Below are 17,969 nucleotides of genomic sequence, written 5' to 3' on the forward strand. Positions count from 1 at the left end.
TCATCTCTCCGATTCTCGCGCTCTCTCTCGGCCTCTTCGAGGGATGGCGCTCGGTGGCGCTATGAATTCCTCTTTTCACGCTGGCGTGCTCCGGTGTAGGGTTTGCGTGCGGGAATCATGCAGCGGCGTCAGGCGCCTCCTTGTGGATACTGCAGGCGAGCCCTGGGTCGCAGGTAAGACAGCGCCTCGATTACGATACGGGCTCGTCGGCGCAGCGCATGGAGGGCTGGAATGGATCTACGGAGCGGCCATGCCGGGGGGCCAAGCGTTCCGGGGCTGAGCGTCGCCGGCGTGCGAGCTGCGCGCCGGCGCCCCAGCGCAGGGCCGCCTGCGGGAAGGCCGTCCGGCGCCTGGGCGGTCGCCCCGGCGGGCGGGCGGGCTCACCCTCCGCCGTGGGCGTGGGCTGCATCCTCGCGACGACGTGGTTTCCACAAGCTTGCTCGCACGGGGCGCTGGAGCGGGCTGGAGCGGACGCGGCAGACTCCGCCCGAAAGCGGTGGACACAGCCCCATTCCTGAGGATGCTGCGAGGCTGGCCGCGGCGCTGACAACGGAGCAGGGGGGCAAGGAGACGCGGGATGAGGGCAGAAGTAGGCAGAGTCAACATCCTGATCGTTGACGACAGGCCTGAGCAGCTCCTCTCCCTGGAGGCGGTCCTCGCGCCGCTCGGCGAGAACCTCGTCAAGGCGGCGTCCGGCCGGGAAGCGCTTCGCCATCTCCTTCAGGAGGAGTTCGCGGTCATCCTCCTCGACATCAAGATGCCTGAGATAGATGGGTTCGAGACGGCGACGCTCATCCGCAAGCGGAGGAGTACGCTGCACACGCCGATCATCTTCCTGACGGCGCACACCGAGCGCGTCTATGTGGAGCGCAGCTATTCGCTCGGAGCGGTCGATTACATCATGACCCCGTTCGCCCCCGAGGTCCTCCGCACCAAGGTGTCTGTCTTCGTCGATCTCTTCAAGAAGACACAGAAGATCAAGCTCCAGGCGGAGTCGCTGCGCGCGCACGCGGAGCAGCTCCAGCGGCTCAACCGCGCCGCGCTCAGGATCAACTCGGCCCTGTCGCTCGACGCCATGGTCGCGGCGATCACGGAGGCGGCCCGCGACGTCGGCGGCGCCCATCAGGCGATGACGCTCGTGAAGCTGGAGCGACCCGGTGAGCGGGCGCGGACCGCGGTGTCGCTCTCGGAGCGGTACACGACGTTCCAGAAGGAGGCGCCTCCGCCGATCGCCGGCAAGCTGTGCGCGCTCGTCTGCGCCAGGAACAGGCCTCTCCGTTTGACGCAGCGAGAGCTCTCGCTGCACCCGGAGTGGCTGGACAACGGCGGGCAGCGGCCGCCGCCGCGGGGGTACCTCGCGGTGCCCCTCACCGCGGCCGACGGCCAGAACATCGGGAGCATCCAGCTCTCGGATCGGCACGACGGCGAGTTCTCCGACGACGACGAGACCGTCCTCGTGCAGCTCGCGCAGCTCGCTTCCATCGCCATCCAGAACTGCGTGCACGCCGAGGCGCGCGAGGCGAACCGCCTGAAGGACGAGTTCCTCGCCACGCTCTCCCACGAGCTGCGCAGCCCGCTCAACGCGATCCTCGGCTGGACGCACCTCCTGCGGTCCGAGCCGTTCGATGAGCAGCGGGTGTCCCATGGGCTCGAGGTGATCGAGCGCAACGTGGCCGCGCAGACGAAGCTCATCGAGGATCTCCTCGACGTCTCGCGGGTCACGACGGGCAAGCTGAGCATCAGCGCCGCGCCGATGGCGCTCGCGCCCGTCGTGGAGACCGCCATCGACGCGATCCGCCCCGCCGCCGAGGCGAAGGGGCTCACGATCGACGTCTCGCTCGACCCCGGCATCGAGGTGAACGGCGACGCGGATCGGCTGCAGCAGGTCGTCTCGAACCTCACGTCCAACGCGCTCAAGTTCACGCGTCCCGGGGACCATATCCTCGTCTCCCTCCGGCGGGCCGGCGCGACGGCGGAGCTCACGGTGCGCGACACGGGGGAGGGCATCGCGCCGGATTTCCTCCCGCTCGTCTTCGAGCGCTTCCGCCAGGCCGACAGCACGAGCCGCAGGACGCACGCGGGCCTCGGCATCGGGCTGTCCCTTGTGCGCCATATCGTCGAGATCCACGGCGGCTCGGTCGTGGCCGACAGCCCTGGGTTGCACAAAGGATCGACGTTCGTGATCCGGCTCCCGCTCCTCGGGGTCGAGCCCAGCTCGCTCCCGACGCTGACGAGGGAGGGCCGGTCGCGCTCGCTCGTGTGCTCGGAGTCCGCGTCCAATCTCGGCGGGCTGCGCGTCCTGCTCGTCGAGGACGACGCGGACGCGAGGGAGCTCCTTCAGGAGGTGCTGTCCCAGCACCACGCCGAGGTGACGGCCGTGGCTTCGGCTCACGAGGCGCTCGCGGCGTTCTGCGTGGCTCTCCCGCACGTGCTCGTGAGTGATATCGCCATGCCGGGCGAGGACGGCTATGAGCTCATCCGCGCCATCCGGCGGCGCCCGCCGCAGGCCGGCGGCGATCTGCCCGCGCTGGCCCTGACGGCCTATGCTCGCAAGGAGGACCAGAAGCGCGCGCTCGACGCCGGCTTCCACATGCACGCCACGAAGCCGATCGAGCCCGCCGCCCTCGTGGCCGCCGTGGCCAGCCTCGCGGCCCGGGCCCGCGCCGGCGACCTCCCCTGCGCCCGGGACCGAGGATCGAGCGAGGAGATCAACCCGTGAGGATCGCGCGGAGACGAGGGTCCTCGGGCGCTCCATAGCGGGGTGATCGCCGCCGGTCGCTCGGCGAGCGAGGCGCCGTGCGGTGAGTGAGCGCCTGTGAGCTTCCTTGACCGGGGGCGTCTTCGCGTTATCTATCGCTCGCACATTCCACCTGAGCTCGCCCGCTCCCGCGGCCCGGCCCGTGAGCGATATCGGGTCTCTCCCCAGCGGCCTGCGCTCATGAGCAGGGACGAGGACCAAGGTCCGACGGGCATTGGGCCTGGGACTTGCAACTCATGAAGCGAACGTGTCCTCATGGCCAGACCGGGAGCCGACCCCCATCGGGGGCCAGACGTGTCGCGTCCACGCTGCAGTCGGGCTCTGTTCGCCTGTTGCGCGGCGACGGAGCCGCTCCTCCAGGTCGCTCACGCGAGCAGGCTTTGGCTCATGGGGCCCTCACCTCTGGAGGTCAATCCGCTATGGCGGAGGTGCTGTCAGGCACCGTCGTTCTTCACGCGCCACGTTCGCCCGCGCCCGCGTAGGCGAATGTGCTTGACCGGTGGGCGTTCGCAGGGGGGCACCCACATGCAACGATGATGCAGTGAGACAAAAAGCTTGCGTAATCCAGTATGGTGGCCTATCGTCCACCATAACGGAATCACCACGGAGTTGACACAGGGCCATCGCACGCGGCGTGCTCATAGCGCCTCTGGGGCGCACGTTTTGCGCGATTTTGCGTAGATTGAGTCGCTTGGCGGTGTGGAGCGGTGATCGGCGCGGGATTCTACCGAGTCATTCTTTGGGGGGGACAACCCAACGGAGAGAACGAACCATGAACGCTTCGAAGAGCATCTTTGCAAGCGCGCTGCTGCTAGGCGCGACCATGATGATGATCGGCGCCGGATGCGGCGATGACGAGGGGACCACCACCACCTCCTCCTCCACGACGACGAGCTCGGCGACGACTGGCAGTGGCGGCGCGGGCGGCACCGGCGGCGCGGGCGGCACCGGCGGCGCGGGTGAGGGCGGCGCGGGCGGCGCGGGCGAGGGCGGCGCAGGTGGCGCCGGCGGCGCGGGCGAGGGTGGCGCCGGCGGCGCTGGCGGCAGTGGCGGCGCGGGTGAGGGCGGCGCGGGCGGCGCCTGAGACGAGCGCGTCGATAGCGCCTATCCCTCGCCGAGCCCGCGGTAAGGCGGGCGGGGGATAGGCTGTTGGAGCGCCACTCATCACCTCCCGTCCCCATGCGCCTTCGCGGCTGCATGGCTCGGTCTGGCTTTGTTCGGCGCTCTATCGTGATGCGCAGATTCGTGCGATGCTGGCTCAGCCGCCAGGCCGGCGCGAGGCGTACGAACGTGCGCTGAAGCGAGCCGAACGACGCGGATGAGCCCGTAGCGTACGAAGATACGCCCCGCTCTGGGCTCGGGAATCACGGGTGGGCTCGAAGACGGAAGATGCTTTGTGTCTTCCCTCCGTCCCGTGGTGTCCCGAGCATTTTGATTTCAGAACATGTGCCCGTCGCGCCGGCCTCGAGAGGCTATGTGCTGGGCGGCGTCTGCGCTGCTGCCGCGCGCTCTACCGCGCTGCTGCGTGCCTTTCGCGCTGCAGCGTGCCTTGTTCGCACGACTGCGCTCCGCTTCGCGCTCGCACGCATCTCGGACGGAGCACTGGCGCGGACGCGTGCACGCTATGCATGTTTTGCGGCCCCTCTGGTGCCGACGTCATGGATTTTCCAGAGGAGATGTCCGATCCGCGATGTGAGCTTCGCCCACAGCGCCTCCTCAAAGCCGCGCCGAAGTCCTTCCCTTCCTGGCGGGGAATCCTTGCTGGGCGAGTTCCTGGCGGGGAATCCTGTCGGGCAGGACGAGCCCGGATAAAGACATGCTTGCGGGGGGCTAGCGCGCCTCGTGGCAGCGCCGCAGCTCGCTCGTGGGGCTAGCGTCGCGGTTGCAGGCGCGGAGCTCCTCGGTGAGGCGAGCGACCTCTTCGACGAGGGCCTCGTTGCAGCGACGGAGCTCGCGCGAGGTGCTCTGAGCGTCGCGATAGCGCAGCGCGTTGTGCACGGCTACCGCCGCCTGCGACGCGAGGAGGCCGCAGAGCTCGACCTGGCCGGCGCGGAACGCGCCAGCGTTCGCGCCGTTCTCCGCGTAGAGCACGCCCGTGAGGCGGCCCTGATGCGTCATGGCGAGGCACAGGATCGATCGAAGGCCGCCCTCGAGCAGGTAAGGGTCGTCCGCGAACCGCTCGTCCATGGCCGCGCTGGCGAGGGCGACCGGCTGCTGTGTCAGGGCGACGTGCTGGACGACGCTGGCGGCGAGATCGGCGGCCTCGAGCGGCGTCGGAGGTCCGACGCGGACCCCTCCGCGGTCGCCGTCGAGCTCGGCCTCGACGGTCAGCGCGCCGTCGCGCGCCAGGAGCAGCACGGCGCGCTGCGCCCCCGCGCTCTCGCTCAGGGCCCGGAGGAGCCGCTCGAAGAGGCGCTCCGGGACGAGCTCTCCGCAGATCGCGCGCGAGACGCGGAGGAGGGCGAACGCGTCGAGCGGCGTGGGGCGCTCCGTGCTCGCCGGGAGCGCGGACTCCGGCGGACGGCTCTGCTGCCCGAGGAGCGCGGCGCGCGCGACGAGGTGCGGGTATTTTCGCGACAGCTGTCGCGCTTTGGCCGCCGCGCCCCACCGCAGATAGCCCTCGTGGGCGTCGGCCATGTAGACGTGGGCGATCCTCTCCCTGCCGCTCGCCAGGTGGAACTTCGCGCAGAGCTCGCTGGCGAGCGCCTCGTCCCGGACGAAGCCGTTCACCTTCGCCGACTCGATCGCTTGATCGTAGAGCTTCATCGCCGCGAGCTCCTCGCCGGCGGCGCGCGCGGACTCCGCGCGGAGGAGGAGGTGTTTGTGACGGTAGTTGTCCGGGCACCGCTCGGCCCACTCCGAGAACCGATCCCGGTAGCTCGCCACCGAGACGGTGCTCAGCTGCCGGCCGCGCGCCAGCGTGGGCGAGAGCAGCGTCAGGCAGGTGTAGAAGAACACCTCGGTCGCGAGGTGATCGTCGACGCCGCCCTGCATTTTCGCCTCGGCCAGCGAGCCCATCCGCAGCGCCCCCTCGTGGTCCTCGTTCAGGAAGCAGATCTGCTGCCGCAGCGCGTAGTGGACGCGCGCGGCGGCGCCGTATGCTGGCGCCGAGAGCTTCGCTTCATCCCCTGCGTCGTCGAGATCGCCGTGGCTGGGCGGGCGTGACGTGCCGGCGCGCGTCGCGTCCATCAGGTCGTCGAGCGCGCGGCGCACCCCGGCCAGCGCGAGGATGGCGAGCTCCTCCCGCGCGCGCCGCACGACCGAGAGAAACCCGTCGACCTCGGCCCGCACCGCCTCGCACTCGTCGCCGAGCCCGAATCGAACGAGCGCGGTGTGGACGCACGCCTGGGACAGGTAGGTGAGATCGCCCGTCCTGTGCCCCGCCTCGAGGGCGGCCTGGAAGAGATCGAGGCTCGAAAGGAGGTGATCGGTGAAGACGCTGATGTGGGCCCCGAGCACGACGCGCAGCCGGCAGGAGAGCTCGGGCTGTCCGGACCTCTCGTTCATCTCGATCGCGAGCTGCCCGAGCTCGTACGCCTCGTCGTAACGGCGGAGCACCCGCGCCGCGACCCAGGCGTAGGCCATGTAGCCGTACGAGGAAGCTCCGCCGTGGCCGCGCTCCAACGACAGGTTGACCTGCCTGGCCGCGATGAACGTGCAGAGCGGCGGGTTCACCGTCGCGGCGGGGAGCATGAGGGCCATGAGGAGCCGGAGCGCCGCGCGGGTCCGGGCGTCCGACGCCTCCGGCTCGTCGAGCAGATCCTTGAGCCGGCGCGTGCCGAGCGCGACGCGCGCGGCCGCGAGCTCTGCGTCCGCGGCCGCCTTGCGCCCCGGCCCGTCCTCGGGGAGGGGGACGCCGAGCATCGCGAGGGCCGTCTTTCCGAGCGCCACCGCCTCATCCAGCCGGCCCTGGGTGGTGTACACGGCGATGCGCAGCTCGTACGCCCTGGCCCGCTCGAGATCGGAGCGCGCCTCCGCGGCGAGCACGTCGAGCAGCGACTCCGCGCGATCGAGCCGACCGCCGAGGTGCGCGCACTCGGCCGCCTCCGCATGCAGCGAGAAGGCAATCTCGTGGTCTCGCTTGAAGCTCCCGTCCGGCAGCGCCGCGATCCCGGCCTCGAAGAGATCGGCGGCCGCCGGGGTCGCGCCCCGCTCCCTCGCCTTGCGGCCCGCGGCGAGGTTCATCGCGGCGAGCGCCGCCCGCTCGCGCGGCTCTACGATCAAGGGCGCGCCGAGGTTCAGGTGGTGCGCGGCCTCGAAGAGCGCCTCGTCCGAGCGCTCGCGCTGCGATCGCGCCTCGGCCATGCGCCCGAGGCGCAGGTGGACCGCGCGCCGCTCCGCGTCAGGGAGGGCGGCGTAGGCGTCGATGTCGACCTTCAGCACCTGCGCACGCGGCGTGCGCTCGTCAGCGGGCTTGCAGAGCAACTTCATCGCCATCTCCGAGGCGATCACGGGGCGCCGGCGGCGAGGGCGGGGCTGGCGCGGGGGGCCGCGCAGTCGCGCCTTCGCTCGCAGGGAGCTCCGTCGTGATCGTAGATGGGTAGGGGGTCATGGAGGGGCCGTCGCCCGTGGCTGCGGGCTCCTCCAGCGGGGATACGTCCGCCGGAGTCGGGTGGCAGCATCCTACCCTAAGTGGGCGCGGGTGCGCTACGGTGGTAGGCTCCCGTCTTCTCGTTCTGCGCGCGCGGCTAGCCACCCGCGGAGCCCGGAGGAGGGCGGCCTCAGGTCCGCGCGAGCGCCCCGCCCGCGGCTCGCGGCTTCGACGCCCGCCCCGGCGTCGGGGCTTCGCGCGCGAGCAGCCCGCCCCATCGCCTGCGCCTCGCCGGGGCCGGGCGGCGTTCAAGATGCCAGTCGCCCGCGCCTCGACGGCAGCGGCGAGCGACTCGGCCAGATCGCGTGCGTCGATGATCTGGATTCGGAACATGCGATGTCCATGGCGAGAGGCGCTCTATCCACCTCTGTCGACGCGAGCGGGCCAGTGCGTGAATCGAACGTTCGCGCGGCCGGGGTCGAGTGGCCAGCTCTCCGGGGAGCGACGGTGTGGAGAGGACATGAAGCGGCTCTGCACGAGCGCGTCCTGCCCCGGATGAGCCCGCATTCAGCGAGAAAAGTTTGGATTTTTCAACTTCGCGAGAAGCTTGAAAGGCGCGGGCCATGGTCCGCATCCTGCAATGTTTCCAGTGTGCCCGCGTCGAGGCGGGAGAGGAGATGCAGTATGTGGTCTGTCTTGAGAGCACTGAGCGCCCTCTGCGGCGTCATCTGCTGTGGAGCCGGGTGTATGTCCTCGGAGGCTGCGGACGCTGTCGCGGAGGGCGAGCCGGGAGGCGACAGCGGTGGTGCAATGCGGGCGAACGCGGAGCACGGCCCGCCTCCCAGGATGTGCGAGATGGGGGCAGTCGGCCCCGGGGGCGTGTGTCTGGGTGCCGCGGTCGCACCCGGCGGGCGGTCGGCCAGTGCGGCCGGGCTCGACGACGGCGAGCGGGCCGAGCGGGCGTGTCGGCAGAGATCGTTCAGCCGGCAGTATCCTGGCAAGGGCGCGACCCTGCGCGGCTTCACGATCGACGGCGCCGGCCGCGCGCTGCTCGCGGGCTCCTTCGAAGGGGAGCTGACCTTCGGCAGCACCCGGCTGCGGAGCGCGGGCGCGACGGACGCCTTCGTGGCCGAGCTCGACGCGTGCGGCGCTCCCCTCTGGAGCGAGCAATTCGGCGACGGCACGGCGCAGAGCGCCATCGACGTGGCCGCGAGCAGCGGGGGCCAGACGCTCGTGCTCGGCGATTTCGCCGGCACGGTCCGCTTCGGCGCGCACCGGCTCACGGCGGCGTCGCCCTCGGGCGCGGACCTGTTCCTCGCGAAGCTCGGCCCGCGCGGCGCGGCGAGCTGGGCGGCGCAGATCTCCGCGGAGGAGGGCGCGATCCTGAGCGGCACGGCGCTCGCCGCCGATGGCCGCGGCGGCGCGCTCGTGCTCGGCAGGCTGGAGGGAGCCGCGAAGGTCGCCGGCGCGCGGATCGAGCGGCGAGCGATCGGCGCCTTCGTCGTCCGGCTCGACGCCTCGGGTCGCTTCGCGTGGGTCAGCTTGCCGCCGAGCGGCTCCGACAGCGACGAGATCGGCATCAAGGTCGACCGCGACGGGAACGCGATCCTCGCGAGCCAGGACGGGCGAGGCACGGCGACGTTCGTGACCAAGCTGGACCGGAACGGAGAGCTCGTGTGGCACAAGCGGTTCCGTGGCTCGCCGGACCAGCTCGAGGAGGCGTACGACCTCGCCGTGGATCCAGAAGGCGCCGCGTTGCTCTCCGGCAGCGGCGTCTTCGGCGAGCCCGATCTGCCGGGCGGCCCGCGGCCGTTCGTCGCCAAGATCGGCCCGGACGGCCGCGTGATCTGGGTGAAGCGCTTCGACGCGCGGAGCCCCCGCCGCGTCACCGCGAGCGGCGAGCGCGTGGTGCTGGCGGGCGACGCGCTGTGCGGGTCGGCGGGCGAGCCGGCGTCGTGCAGCGCGTGGGCGGCCGGGCTCAGCTCCAGCGGAGAGGAGCAGTGGACCCGGCGCATCGGCGCGGACGTCCACGTCTCCGGGCTGGAGATGGACCCGTGGGAGAGCCCGATGCTGGCCGGGTCCTTCCATGGCACGATGGCGCTCGGGGGCGAACGCCTCTCCAGCGACCAGGGCGCGCTCTTCCTGACCCGCCTGCCGGACCCGGGCTGAGGCGCGCGGGCGTTCGGTTCTCCCGAGAGATCGCCTGGAAAGAGCCTGGCTTCGGCGGAGGGCGCGGCGCGGTCCGGCTCACACGCCGAGCGCGCGGCGGATGGCGGCGACGATCTCCTCGGGGGTGCCGCTGATGTCGACGCGGATCGCGTCCTCGGGCGGCTCCAGCGCCGCGAGCTGCGTCGCGAGGAGGCCGGCGGGCATGAAGTGATCCTTGCGCGCCGAGAGGCGCGCGGCGATCAGCGCGGGATCGCCGGTCAGGTGCACGAGGCGCATCCGCGCGGGGTCGACGAGCAGCTGCGCGCGGTACGCCGCCTTGAGCGCCGAGCAGGCGATCACGGCGCCGCGCCCCTCGTCGAGGAGCTGGCGGATGCGCGCGGTGAGCGCTGCGATCCACGGCGCGCGGTCCCGATCGTCCAGCGGCTTGCCGGAGCGCATCTTCTCGATGTTGGCGGCGGGGTGGAAGTCGTCCGCGTCGACGAGCTCCCATCCGAGCTCGCGCGCAAGGCGCGCCCCGACCGTCGTCTTTCCGGCGCCGCTCACGCCCATCACGAGCACGATCACGGGCGCCGCGCCTCTCCGAGGGCTGTCTCTCGCGCTCTCCGCATGGCGGGATCCATCCTATCATGGGCGGTTCGGCACGCCCCCTGCTGCGCCGGGCGCATGCGTAGTTCTCCGATCCCTGTGGTCCTGTTGCCATTTTCCCTCCTCTGCGCCGGTTGTTCCTCTGCCGGCGCAGAGCGGGAGCCGCAGCCCTCGCCGTCCGGGTGCGCCGATCCGGGCACCGCGGGCTGCGTCGTCGCCTCGGACAGGCAGCGGGCCCGCGCACCTCGGGTATCGGAGGCCGACGCCAGGGAGCTCGCCCTCGGCAACACGGCGTTCGCGCTCGAGCTCTACCGCCGGATCGGCGCCGCGCCGGGCAACCTCTTCTGTTCGCCGTACAGCGTGTCGAGCGCGCTGGCGATGGCGTACGCTGGCGCGCGCGGGGAAACGGCGGAGCAGATGGCGCGCGCGCTGCGCTTCACGCTGCCGCAAGCGCGGCTCCACCCGGCGTTCAACGCGCTCGATCTGGCGCTCGCGCGCCGCGGAGAGGGCGCCGACGGGCAGGACGGCAAGGGGTTCCGGCTCCACGTGGCCAACGCGATCTGGGGGCAGGTCGGCTCCGCGTTCGTGCCGTCGTTCCTCGACGTGCTGGCGGAGAGCTACGGGGCCGGGCTGCATGTCGTCGACTTCGTCCAGGCGCCCGACGAGGCGCGGGGGATCATCAATGGCTGGGTGGCCGAGCGCACCGAGGACCGCATCGAGGACATCCTGCCCGAAGGCGCCCTCGGGCCCTCGACCCGGCTCGTGCTGACGAACGCCATCTACTTCAACGCTGCGTGGCAGTTTCCGTTCGAGGAGGAGGAGACGACCCCGGGGAGCTTCACGCTGGCGGACGGCTCCACGGTGTCCGTGCCGATGATGGCCAACCATGCGCAGGTCCGTTATGGCGAGGGCGACGGCTACGAGGCGCTGGAGCTGCCCTACGACGGCGGCGAGCTGTCGATGGTGCTCGTGCTCCCGCCGGAGCTCGCGACCTTCGAGGCGGGGCTCGACCAGGCGCGGCTGGATGGCGTCCTCGCCTCCCTCGGATCGCGGAGCGTCACGATGACGCTGCCGAGGTTCAAGATCGTCTCGACCCTGGATCTCGCCCCGCCGCTCGAGGATCTGGGGATGCCCGCCGCCTTCTCCGATGGCGCGGATTTTTCGGGGATCGACGGCCAGGGCGGCCTGTTCATCACCGATGTGCTCCACAAAGCGTTCGTCTCCGTGAACGAGGCGGGCACCGAGGCGGCGGCGGCGACGGCGGTGGTCATCGGCGAGACGTCGGCGCCCGAGCCTGCCACCATCCGCTTCGACCGCCCGTTCCTCTTCGTCATCCGGGATCGCGCGACGAGCGCGATCCTGTTCGTCGGCCGCGTGGCCGACCCGTCCAGGTAGGAGCGCCGGGCCCGGAAGAGCGAGGCGTCCTGCGACAGGCGTGGCGTCCTGTCCCATGGCGGCGCGTGCCTGCCGCGGTGCGCGCCGCGCGGGCCCTCTCAGTAGAGGCGGGGGACGAGCCGCGCGGACGTCCGGCGCGCGTAGTCGTCGTATTCCGGGAAGGTGTCGCGCAGCACGCGCTCCTCGTATCCCATGCGGATGATCTGCAGGATCATCTCGACCGTGTAGATCAGGATCGCGGCCATGGACGGATAGATCAAGATGATACCCGTCCCCTGGATCAAGGTGGCCAGATAGACCGGGTGGCGCACGAGCCGGTAGGGGCCGCCGGTGATGAGGCGTCGCGCCTCGGGCATGACGCTGAACGACTTGCCCAGCCACCCGATGCTGACCACGGCGAGCGCCATTCCAGCGATGATGAGCAGCGTGCCCGCCGCTTGACGACCGGGCATCGGCGGGGCCTTGGGCAGCCATGCGATGCTCGCCGGCAGCAGGCCGGCGGCGAGCGCGGTGATGCGAGGTACGACGCCGCTCAGCTTGCGTACAGGGCGGAGGCGAACGAGCGTGAACGCCGCGACGAGCAGCAGGTAGGCCTCGGTGGCCACGAGCGATGCCACCGTCGTCCCGTACGTGAGCCCCCTGGGCCCGCTCCAGAGAAACAGGTGAGCATGGATATCGCGCCCGACGAACAGGGCGTTATAAAGCATGAGGACGGCGAGCGGCAGCCGCATCGCGAGATCGTAGAGCACCGCGCCATTCATTTGTATTCCCCCCTACTTCGCATCGTGAGAGGGGGCGCGAGCGAGGTCAAGCCAGCAGGGCTATTGCCGCGTCGGATCCATCATCCATCCACCGCGGGCGCAGCGCGCTTCGATGAGGGTGGGGCCGCGGGACGATCGCGGTCTGTCGAAGACAGCGCCTGCGAGAGAAGAGGAGAGTTCAGCCGTATCGGAGCTTGAGGAGGAACACGATGCCCGAGAGCACGAAGGTGATCGCGTTCGCGACGACGATGGGCACGTCCTGCATGAGCAGGCCGTAAATGAGCCACAGGCCTACGCCGGTGACGAACGCCGCGTACATGCCGACGGAGATCGACCGTGTGTCGCGTGTGCGCACGGTGCGCAGCACCTGAGGAAGAAAGGAGACCGTGGTGAGGGTCGCCGCGACGAGCCCGAGAGCGGTCACTGCTTCTGGCTTCATCTATCCTGTCGTGTCCCTTCGGTTCGCCCGTGATGCATAGGGAAGGCGTACCCGGAGAGACAGGGAGATAAGGATGTTTTGTCGACGCTTCCACGCTTCCACGCGCGGCGTCGACCCTCGGGAAGGCCGCGGCGCTCAGCCGGTCCGCCCGCCTGGGCGCTCACAGCGCCTCGACCATCCTCTCCACCGCATCGCTGATCTCTCGCTCGTCCAGCGCCGCGAACCCGAGCCGCAGGTAGGGGCGCTTCTTGCCGTCGAACGCGAACCGCCGCCCCGCCGAGAACGCCACCTTCCGCGCGAGCGCGCGCTCGGCCCAGGCGTCCGTGTCGATCGCGGCGTCCACCTTGGCCCACAGGGCCATGCCGCCTGCTGGCACGGCGAAGTCGAGCGCGTCGGGGAGCCGTGCGCGCAGCGACGCGACGAGCAGATCGCGCCGCGCCCGGTAGGCGCGGCGCGCGCGCTGCGCGTGGCGCTGCACCTCGCCGTCCTCGAGGAGCTCGGCGACGGCGCGCTCCACGGCGTGATCGCCTTGCCGGTCGACGAAGGTGCGGTGGAGGGAGAGCCGCTCGATCAGCGGCTCCGGGGCGACCACGAAGCCGATCCGGAGCCCGGGGGCGAGGATCTTCGACAAGGTGCCGATGTAGACGACGACGCCGGCCGTGTCCGCGCTGGCGAGCGGCAGCACCGGGCGGCCGTCGTAGTGGAACTCGTGATCGTAGTCGTCCTCGAGGATCGCGATCCGGCGGGCCCGGCAGAGCTCGAGGAGCGCGATGCGCCTGCCGGGCGCGAGCACCGCGGTCGTGGGGTACTGGTGGTGCGGTGTGACGTAGACGGCGCGCAGGCGCTCTCGCTCGGCGAGCTCCGAGAGCGCGTCGACGGAGAGGCCCGCGGCGTCGACCGGCACCGGGAGGAGCCGCGCGCCGGCGAGGCGGAGCGCCTCCCACGCCGGGCGGTAGCCGTAGGACTCGACGGCGACCGCGTCGCCCGGCGCGATCAGGGCGCGCGAGACGAGGTCGAGCGCCATCTGGCTGCCGCGCGTGACGAGGACCGACTCCGGCCCGGCGGCGAGGCCGCGCACCGCCGAGAGCATCGCGGCGAGGGCGGCGCGGAGGCGCTCGTCGCCGCGCGGATCGGCGTAGTCGAGCAGCCGATTCGACCCGGCGTGCAGCGCGCGGCGGTAGGCGCGCGCGAGCGCCGCGGTCGGGACGAGGCGCATGTCGGGGAGGCCGCCGGTCATGCGGAGCGTGCCGGGCGGGGGGATGTGCACGCGCCGGAGCGAGGTCGCGCCGAGGTCGAAGCCGAGCCGCGCCGGCACCTCTGCCCGCGCGGCGGCGCGCCGGGCGAAGCGGCGGGGCGACGGCGCCGGCAGCTCCGCCGAGACGAAGGTGCCGCGCGCGGCGCTGGCCTCGATCCAGCCCTCGGCGGCGAGCTCGCGGTACGCGGCGAGGACGGTGTTGCGATGGACCGACAGGGACCGCGCGAGCGCGCGGCTGCCCGGCAGCTCGGCGCCGGCGCGGAGCCGGCCGCGGCGGATGTCGTCGGCGAGGGCGCGCGCGATCTGCAGGAAGATCGGCTGTGGCGCGGTGGGATCGACGGCGAGGGCGAGCTCCCAGGGCATGCCAGCTGGTCTAGCAGAAAACGTCGAACCGGATCTTTCGGGAGTACCAGGTGCGCGGCAACCTGGGTCCATGCGCAGGGAGATTTTTCGCATGGAGAGGGCGGAGGCCGAGGCGTTCCTCGGGCTCGCGGAGGTGGTCCACCTGGCGTCGACGACGGCGGAGGGCGAGCCGGTCTTGAGGACGGTGCACGGCGTCGTGCTCCGGGGCGCGATCGCGTTCCACGGCGCGCCCGTGGGCGAGAAGACCGAGGCCGTCGGCCGGCCCGCGGTGGTGTCGTGCGAGCAGGTCGTCGCGTCGATCCCGAGCTACTTCACCGATCCGGAGCGGGCGTGCCCGGCGACGACGCTCTACCGGAGCGCGCAGGCCCACGGGATGATCGAGCGCGTGGACGATCCGGACCACAAGGCCGAGGTGCTGGAGGCGCTGATGCAGAAGTACCAGCCCGAGGGCGGGTACACGCCGCTCGACGCGTCGAGCCCGCTCTACCGCAAGGCGATCGCCGGCATCCTCGTGCTCGCGGTCCCGCTGTCGCGGCTCGACGGCAAGGCGAAGCTCTCGCAGAACCGGACGCCCGAGGAGCGGGCGCGGATCCTCACGAAGCTCTGGGAGCGGGGTGCGCCGGGCGATCCCGCGGCGATCGAGCTGCTCCGCGCCGCTTGCCCGGACACGCCGGTGCCCGCGTTCCTGCAGGCGCCGGCGGGCTGCGTGCTCTCGTGCGCGCTCGGCCCGCGCGACGTGGCGGAGGCGGTCGATCTGCTGGAGGGCGGCTACTGGAACCAGGGCGTGCCGCGCGAGGCGATCGGCCGGGCGCAGCTCGGCTCGTCGGCGTGGGTGGGCGCGCGCGACGCGGCGGGCCGGCTCGTGGCGACGGCGCGGGCGATCAGCGACGGGAGCAGGCGCGCGTGGGTGTACGACGTGATGGTCGCGCCCTCGCTGCGCGGCCGCGGCGTGGGCGAGGCGGTGGTGCGTCTGCTGCTCGGGCACCCGGCGGTCCGAGGCGTGAGCCATGTCCACCTGGGCACCCAGGACGCGCACACGTTCTACGCGAGGTTCGGGTTCCGCGACCGCGCGGAGCTGCCGCCGCGGCCGTTCACGTCGACGGAGATGCAGCTCATCCGTGCGTGAAGCGGCGGCCAGGCGTCAACGCGGCGCGGCCGCGCCGCTGCACCGCGGCGGCCCGCGAGACACACGGCACCTCCGACCCCGTTTTCGCCAGCGGAAGGCTAGTTCGCACCGATCGAGATGGCGTTGACCACCGAAGAAGGGTGTCCCCAAGAGATCCCAGATGAATGCCTGATCCGCCGCTGAGCACGGCTCAACTTCTGGGGCGACGAGGCTCGAAGCGCCTCGATTCTCGACGGTTACGAAGGTGAACTAGATACGAGCAGGGGATACCGTTCGATCGTGGGCGCAAGGGGAGACAGCGTCGGGACTGGCCCTCTCGCCTGCACGAGCGACGATCCGCGCTACCTTGATGAGCTGCGTATCTTGATTGGGGGCGTGCGGCCACGCCGTGGACTCGCTCGCCTCGTCGCGATTGCCGAGGAGTGGCCAGCCACCGTCGTCCTCGCCGGAGAGCCCCCTGACCGGCGGTCCGAAGAGCAGAGGACCGGAGCACGCACCTCCCGCCATTGCGCTCGTGTGGACGCCCGCGCGAGATATGGCCGGCACAGCCGCGAAAGTTGCGGAAAGGCTGAGAACCCAGCGCGCCACAGTGGATTCGAACCACTGGCCTTCGGCTCCGGAGGCCGACGCTCTATCCAGCTGAGCTAGTGGCGCACTCTCGCGGGTTTCGCGAGGGGCCCCGAACCTACCCAAGACCTGGCTCTCGCGCAACCCCATTCCTGCACCTTCGCGCGCGTTGCTTCCCGCCGTCGTCGCCCACCGCTCGCCGAGGGCCCGCGCCAGCCGGGCGGCGCCGCCCGCCCGGCCGGCGGCGAGAGCCTCGCGCCATCCGCCAAAATTTGGCCACTGGCCCGTCTGTCCGGCATTCCCGGGGCATGGATGCCCGACAGCGAAGCTCTGCGAGCCCGGCCCCGGCGCGCGGACCCCTCCCGCTCGCCCTGGCGGTCGCCGCCCTCGCCCTGCCGGTCCTGCCGGCCTGCAGCGGCGGGGAGAACGCCACGCCCGAGGGCATCATCAGCCTCTCCGCGGGCGCGGCCCAGAAGGCCGCCGAGAACGACCCCGCCACCCTGCCGCGCCCGGACGGGCTCCGCATCGGCGCCGTGCAGATGGTCGCGCCCATCTACGAGAAGGCGGACCGGCGCTCGGCCAAGCTCGGCTACCTCCGCGCGGGCGGGACGGCGCCCCGCGGGGAGAAGCCCGCCGCGTTCGACGACTGCCAGGGCGGCTACTACCGCGTGCTGCCCGCCGGGTACATGTGCGCGGACGGCGACGCCACGATCGACATGCAGCACCCGATCCTCCGGGCGCTCACGCGGCGGCCCGACCTGTCCAAGCCGATGCCGTACCCGTACGCCTTCGTCCGGGCCATCGCGCCGAACTACTACCGGATGCCGTCGACGAAGGAGCAGCTCCAGTACGAAATGAGCCTGGAGCGGCACCTCCGCAGCTACAAGAAGCTCAAGAAGAAGTGGGACGAGATCAAGGTCGGCGCCAACGACGTGCCGCTCGACGCGGCGGGCAACGCGGCCGCCGACCCGCCCGCAGAGCCGCCCGAGCTCGGCGACAGCGAGCTCTTCGGCGGCAACGGCGGCAACGGCGGCGACGAGATCCCGTGGTTCTTCAAGGGCGGGCGGCAGCTCCCGAACATCTCGTCGTTCAAGGTGCCGGGCTACGCGATCATCACCAACCGGATCGCGCGCAAGGCAGGGCTCGCCCTCATCGACACCTTCATGGGCGACGGCGGGCGGCGCTTCGCCATGACCACCGACGCGCGGCTCGTGCCCACCTCGAAGCTCAAGCCCGCCCGCGGCTCCACGTTCCACGGCGTCGACATGACCAAGGGGTGGGAGCTGCCGCTCGCGTTCGTGCACCGGCAGGACGCGAAGCGCTACGACATCTCCGGCGGCGAGATGGAGAAGGCGGGCGAGCTGCCCTGGCACACCGCCGTGCAGCTCACGGGGCGCTCGAAGAAGGTCGGCGGCGCCCGCCTCGTCGAGGCGAAGGACGGGACGTGGGTGCGCGACTCCGACGTCGCCATCGCGGTCAAGCCCTCGGAGCTGCCGTCGTTCGCGCAGGGGACGGTGAAGTGGATCGACATCTCGATCCTGAGCCAGACGCTCATCCTCTACGAGGGCAAGAAGCCCGTGTACGCCACCGCGGCGGCGACGGGCCGCGACGGGCTCGGCGACCCCAAGAAGACCTTCTCGACCGTGCGGGGGACGTTCCGGATCCGCGACAAACACGTCACGACGACCATGGACGCGCACGAGGTCGACAACAAGTTCGAGCTCCGCGACGTGCCGTGGGTGCAGTACTTCGAGGCCGGCTACGCGATCCACGCGGCGCCGTGGCACGACGACTACGGCAAGCCGCGCAGCCACGGGTGCATCAACCTGTCGCCGATCGACGCGCGCCGGGTGTTCCTCTGGACCGATCCCCCCGTGCCCGACGGGTGGCACGGGGTCAGCGCGGGGAAGGCCACGGGGGAAGGGACCATCGTCCACATCCATCCGTAGGCTGGCTCACCCGCCAACGTGAACGTGAACGTGAACGTTTACGTGGTCGTGGTCGTGGTCGTGGTCGTGGT

11 protein-coding genes and 1 tRNA gene are annotated in these 17,969 nt (G+C 71.3%); 6 read left to right on the plus strand and 6 right to left on the minus strand.

Annotated elements, in window-relative coordinates:
* Positions 1 to 577: 577 nt before the first annotated feature.
* Positions 578 to 2,719 carry a hybrid sensor histidine kinase/response regulator gene (locus POL72_RS33985; protein WP_272100941.1) on the plus strand — a complete coding sequence of 714 codons (2,142 nt, stop codon included), beginning with the start codon at positions 578 to 580 and terminating at the stop codon, positions 2,717 to 2,719.
* Between the two features lie 811 nt (positions 2,720 to 3,530).
* The gene (locus POL72_RS33990; protein WP_272100942.1) at positions 3,531 to 3,842 is read left to right on the plus strand and encodes a hypothetical protein; all 312 of its coding nucleotides are present in this window, start codon (positions 3,531 to 3,533) and stop codon (positions 3,840 to 3,842) included.
* A gap of 746 nt (positions 3,843 to 4,588) precedes the next feature.
* On the opposite strand, the gene POL72_RS33995 is transcribed toward POL72_RS33990, so the two are convergent.
* Entirely contained in the window at positions 4,589 to 7,189 is a 2,601-nt protein-coding gene (locus tag POL72_RS33995; RefSeq protein WP_272100943.1) for a GAF domain-containing protein, read from the minus strand.
* Positions 7,190 to 8,036: 847 nt separating this feature from the next.
* Between POL72_RS33995 and POL72_RS34000 the strand changes: the two genes are divergently transcribed.
* Entirely contained in the window at positions 8,037 to 9,458 is a 1,422-nt protein-coding gene (locus tag POL72_RS34000) for a hypothetical protein (protein WP_272100944.1), read from the plus strand.
* Positions 9,459 to 9,536: 78 nt separating this feature from the next.
* Here POL72_RS34000 and POL72_RS34005 read toward each other — a convergent pair whose 3' ends face one another.
* Entirely contained in the window at positions 9,537 to 10,022 is a 486-nt protein-coding gene (locus POL72_RS34005) for a gluconokinase (protein WP_272100945.1), read from the minus strand.
* A gap of 99 nt (positions 10,023 to 10,121) precedes the next feature.
* Between POL72_RS34005 and POL72_RS34010 the strand changes: the two genes are divergently transcribed.
* Positions 10,122 to 11,438: a serpin family protein gene (locus tag POL72_RS34010; protein WP_272100946.1), complete on the plus strand. Its 1,317-nt coding sequence runs from the start codon at positions 10,122 to 10,124 to the stop codon at positions 11,436 to 11,438.
* 98 nt (positions 11,439 to 11,536) lie between these two features.
* On the opposite strand, the gene POL72_RS34015 is transcribed toward POL72_RS34010, so the two are convergent.
* The 3 genes from POL72_RS34015 to pdxR all read right to left on the minus strand — a co-directional run bounded on the left by POL72_RS34015 (position 11,537) and on the right by pdxR (position 14,256).
* A complete protein-coding gene (locus tag POL72_RS34015; protein WP_272100947.1) occupies positions 11,537 to 12,199 on the minus strand; it encodes a methyltransferase family protein in 663 nt (220 codons plus the stop codon).
* A gap of 178 nt (positions 12,200 to 12,377) precedes the next feature.
* The gene (locus POL72_RS34020; protein WP_272100948.1) at positions 12,378 to 12,638 is read right to left on the minus strand and encodes a SemiSWEET transporter; all 261 of its coding nucleotides are present in this window, start codon (positions 12,636 to 12,638) and stop codon (positions 12,378 to 12,380) included.
* A gap of 160 nt (positions 12,639 to 12,798) precedes the next feature.
* Positions 12,799 to 14,256, minus strand: a complete 1,458-nt coding sequence (pdxR, locus tag POL72_RS34025) for a MocR-like pyridoxine biosynthesis transcription factor PdxR (protein WP_272100949.1) — start codon at positions 14,254 to 14,256, stop codon at positions 12,799 to 12,801.
* A 91-nt stretch (positions 14,257 to 14,347) separates the two neighbouring features.
* Between pdxR and POL72_RS34030 the strand changes: the two genes are divergently transcribed.
* Positions 14,348 to 15,382, plus strand: a complete 1,035-nt coding sequence (locus tag POL72_RS34030; RefSeq protein ID WP_272100950.1) for a GNAT family N-acetyltransferase — start codon at positions 14,348 to 14,350, stop codon at positions 15,380 to 15,382.
* Positions 15,383 to 15,962: 580 nt separating this feature from the next.
* Here POL72_RS34030 and POL72_RS34035 read toward each other — a convergent pair.
* Positions 15,963 to 16,036: transfer RNA gene (locus POL72_RS34035), tRNA-Arg, on the minus strand.
* Between the two features lie 221 nt (positions 16,037 to 16,257).
* On the opposite strand from POL72_RS34035, the gene POL72_RS34040 reads away from it, so the two are divergent.
* A complete protein-coding gene (locus POL72_RS34040) occupies positions 16,258 to 17,898 on the plus strand; it encodes a L,D-transpeptidase (protein ID WP_272100951.1) in 1,641 nt (546 codons plus the stop codon).
* Positions 17,899 to 17,969: the final 71 nt, after the last annotated feature.

It is taken from the genome of Sorangium aterium, assembly GCF_028368935.1.
GTDB lineage: Bacteria > Myxococcota_A > Polyangia > Polyangiales > Polyangiaceae > Sorangium > Sorangium atrum.

What these genes read in the sequence shown, in the direction of transcription:
- POL72_RS33985 (WP_272100941.1), top strand. Translation starts at nt 578, where the DNA reads ATGAGGGCAGAAGTAGGCAGAGTCAACATCCTGATCGTTGACGACAGG.
- POL72_RS33990 (WP_272100942.1), top strand. Translation starts at nt 3,531, where the DNA reads ATGAACGCTTCGAAGAGCATCTTTGCAAGCGCGCTGCTGCTAGGCGCG.
- POL72_RS33995 (WP_272100943.1), bottom strand. Translation starts at nt 7,189, where the DNA reads ATGAAGTTGCTCTGCAAGCCCGCTGACGAGCGCACGCCGCGTGCGCAG.
- POL72_RS34000 (WP_272100944.1), top strand. Translation starts at nt 8,037, where the DNA reads ATGTCCTCGGAGGCTGCGGACGCTGTCGCGGAGGGCGAGCCGGGAGGC.
- POL72_RS34010 (WP_272100946.1), top strand. Translation starts at nt 10,122, where the DNA reads ATGCGTAGTTCTCCGATCCCTGTGGTCCTGTTGCCATTTTCCCTCCTC.
- POL72_RS34015 (WP_272100947.1), bottom strand. Translation starts at nt 12,199, where the DNA reads ATGAATGGCGCGGTGCTCTACGATCTCGCGATGCGGCTGCCGCTCGCC.
- POL72_RS34020 (WP_272100948.1), bottom strand. Translation starts at nt 12,638, where the DNA reads ATGAAGCCAGAAGCAGTGACCGCTCTCGGGCTCGTCGCGGCGACCCTC.
- pdxR (WP_272100949.1), bottom strand. Translation starts at nt 14,256, where the DNA reads ATGCCCTGGGAGCTCGCCCTCGCCGTCGATCCCACCGCGCCACAGCCG.
- POL72_RS34030 (WP_272100950.1), top strand. Translation starts at nt 14,348, where the DNA reads ATGGAGAGGGCGGAGGCCGAGGCGTTCCTCGGGCTCGCGGAGGTGGTC.
- POL72_RS34040 (WP_272100951.1), top strand. Translation starts at nt 16,258, where the DNA reads ATGGATGCCCGACAGCGAAGCTCTGCGAGCCCGGCCCCGGCGCGCGGA.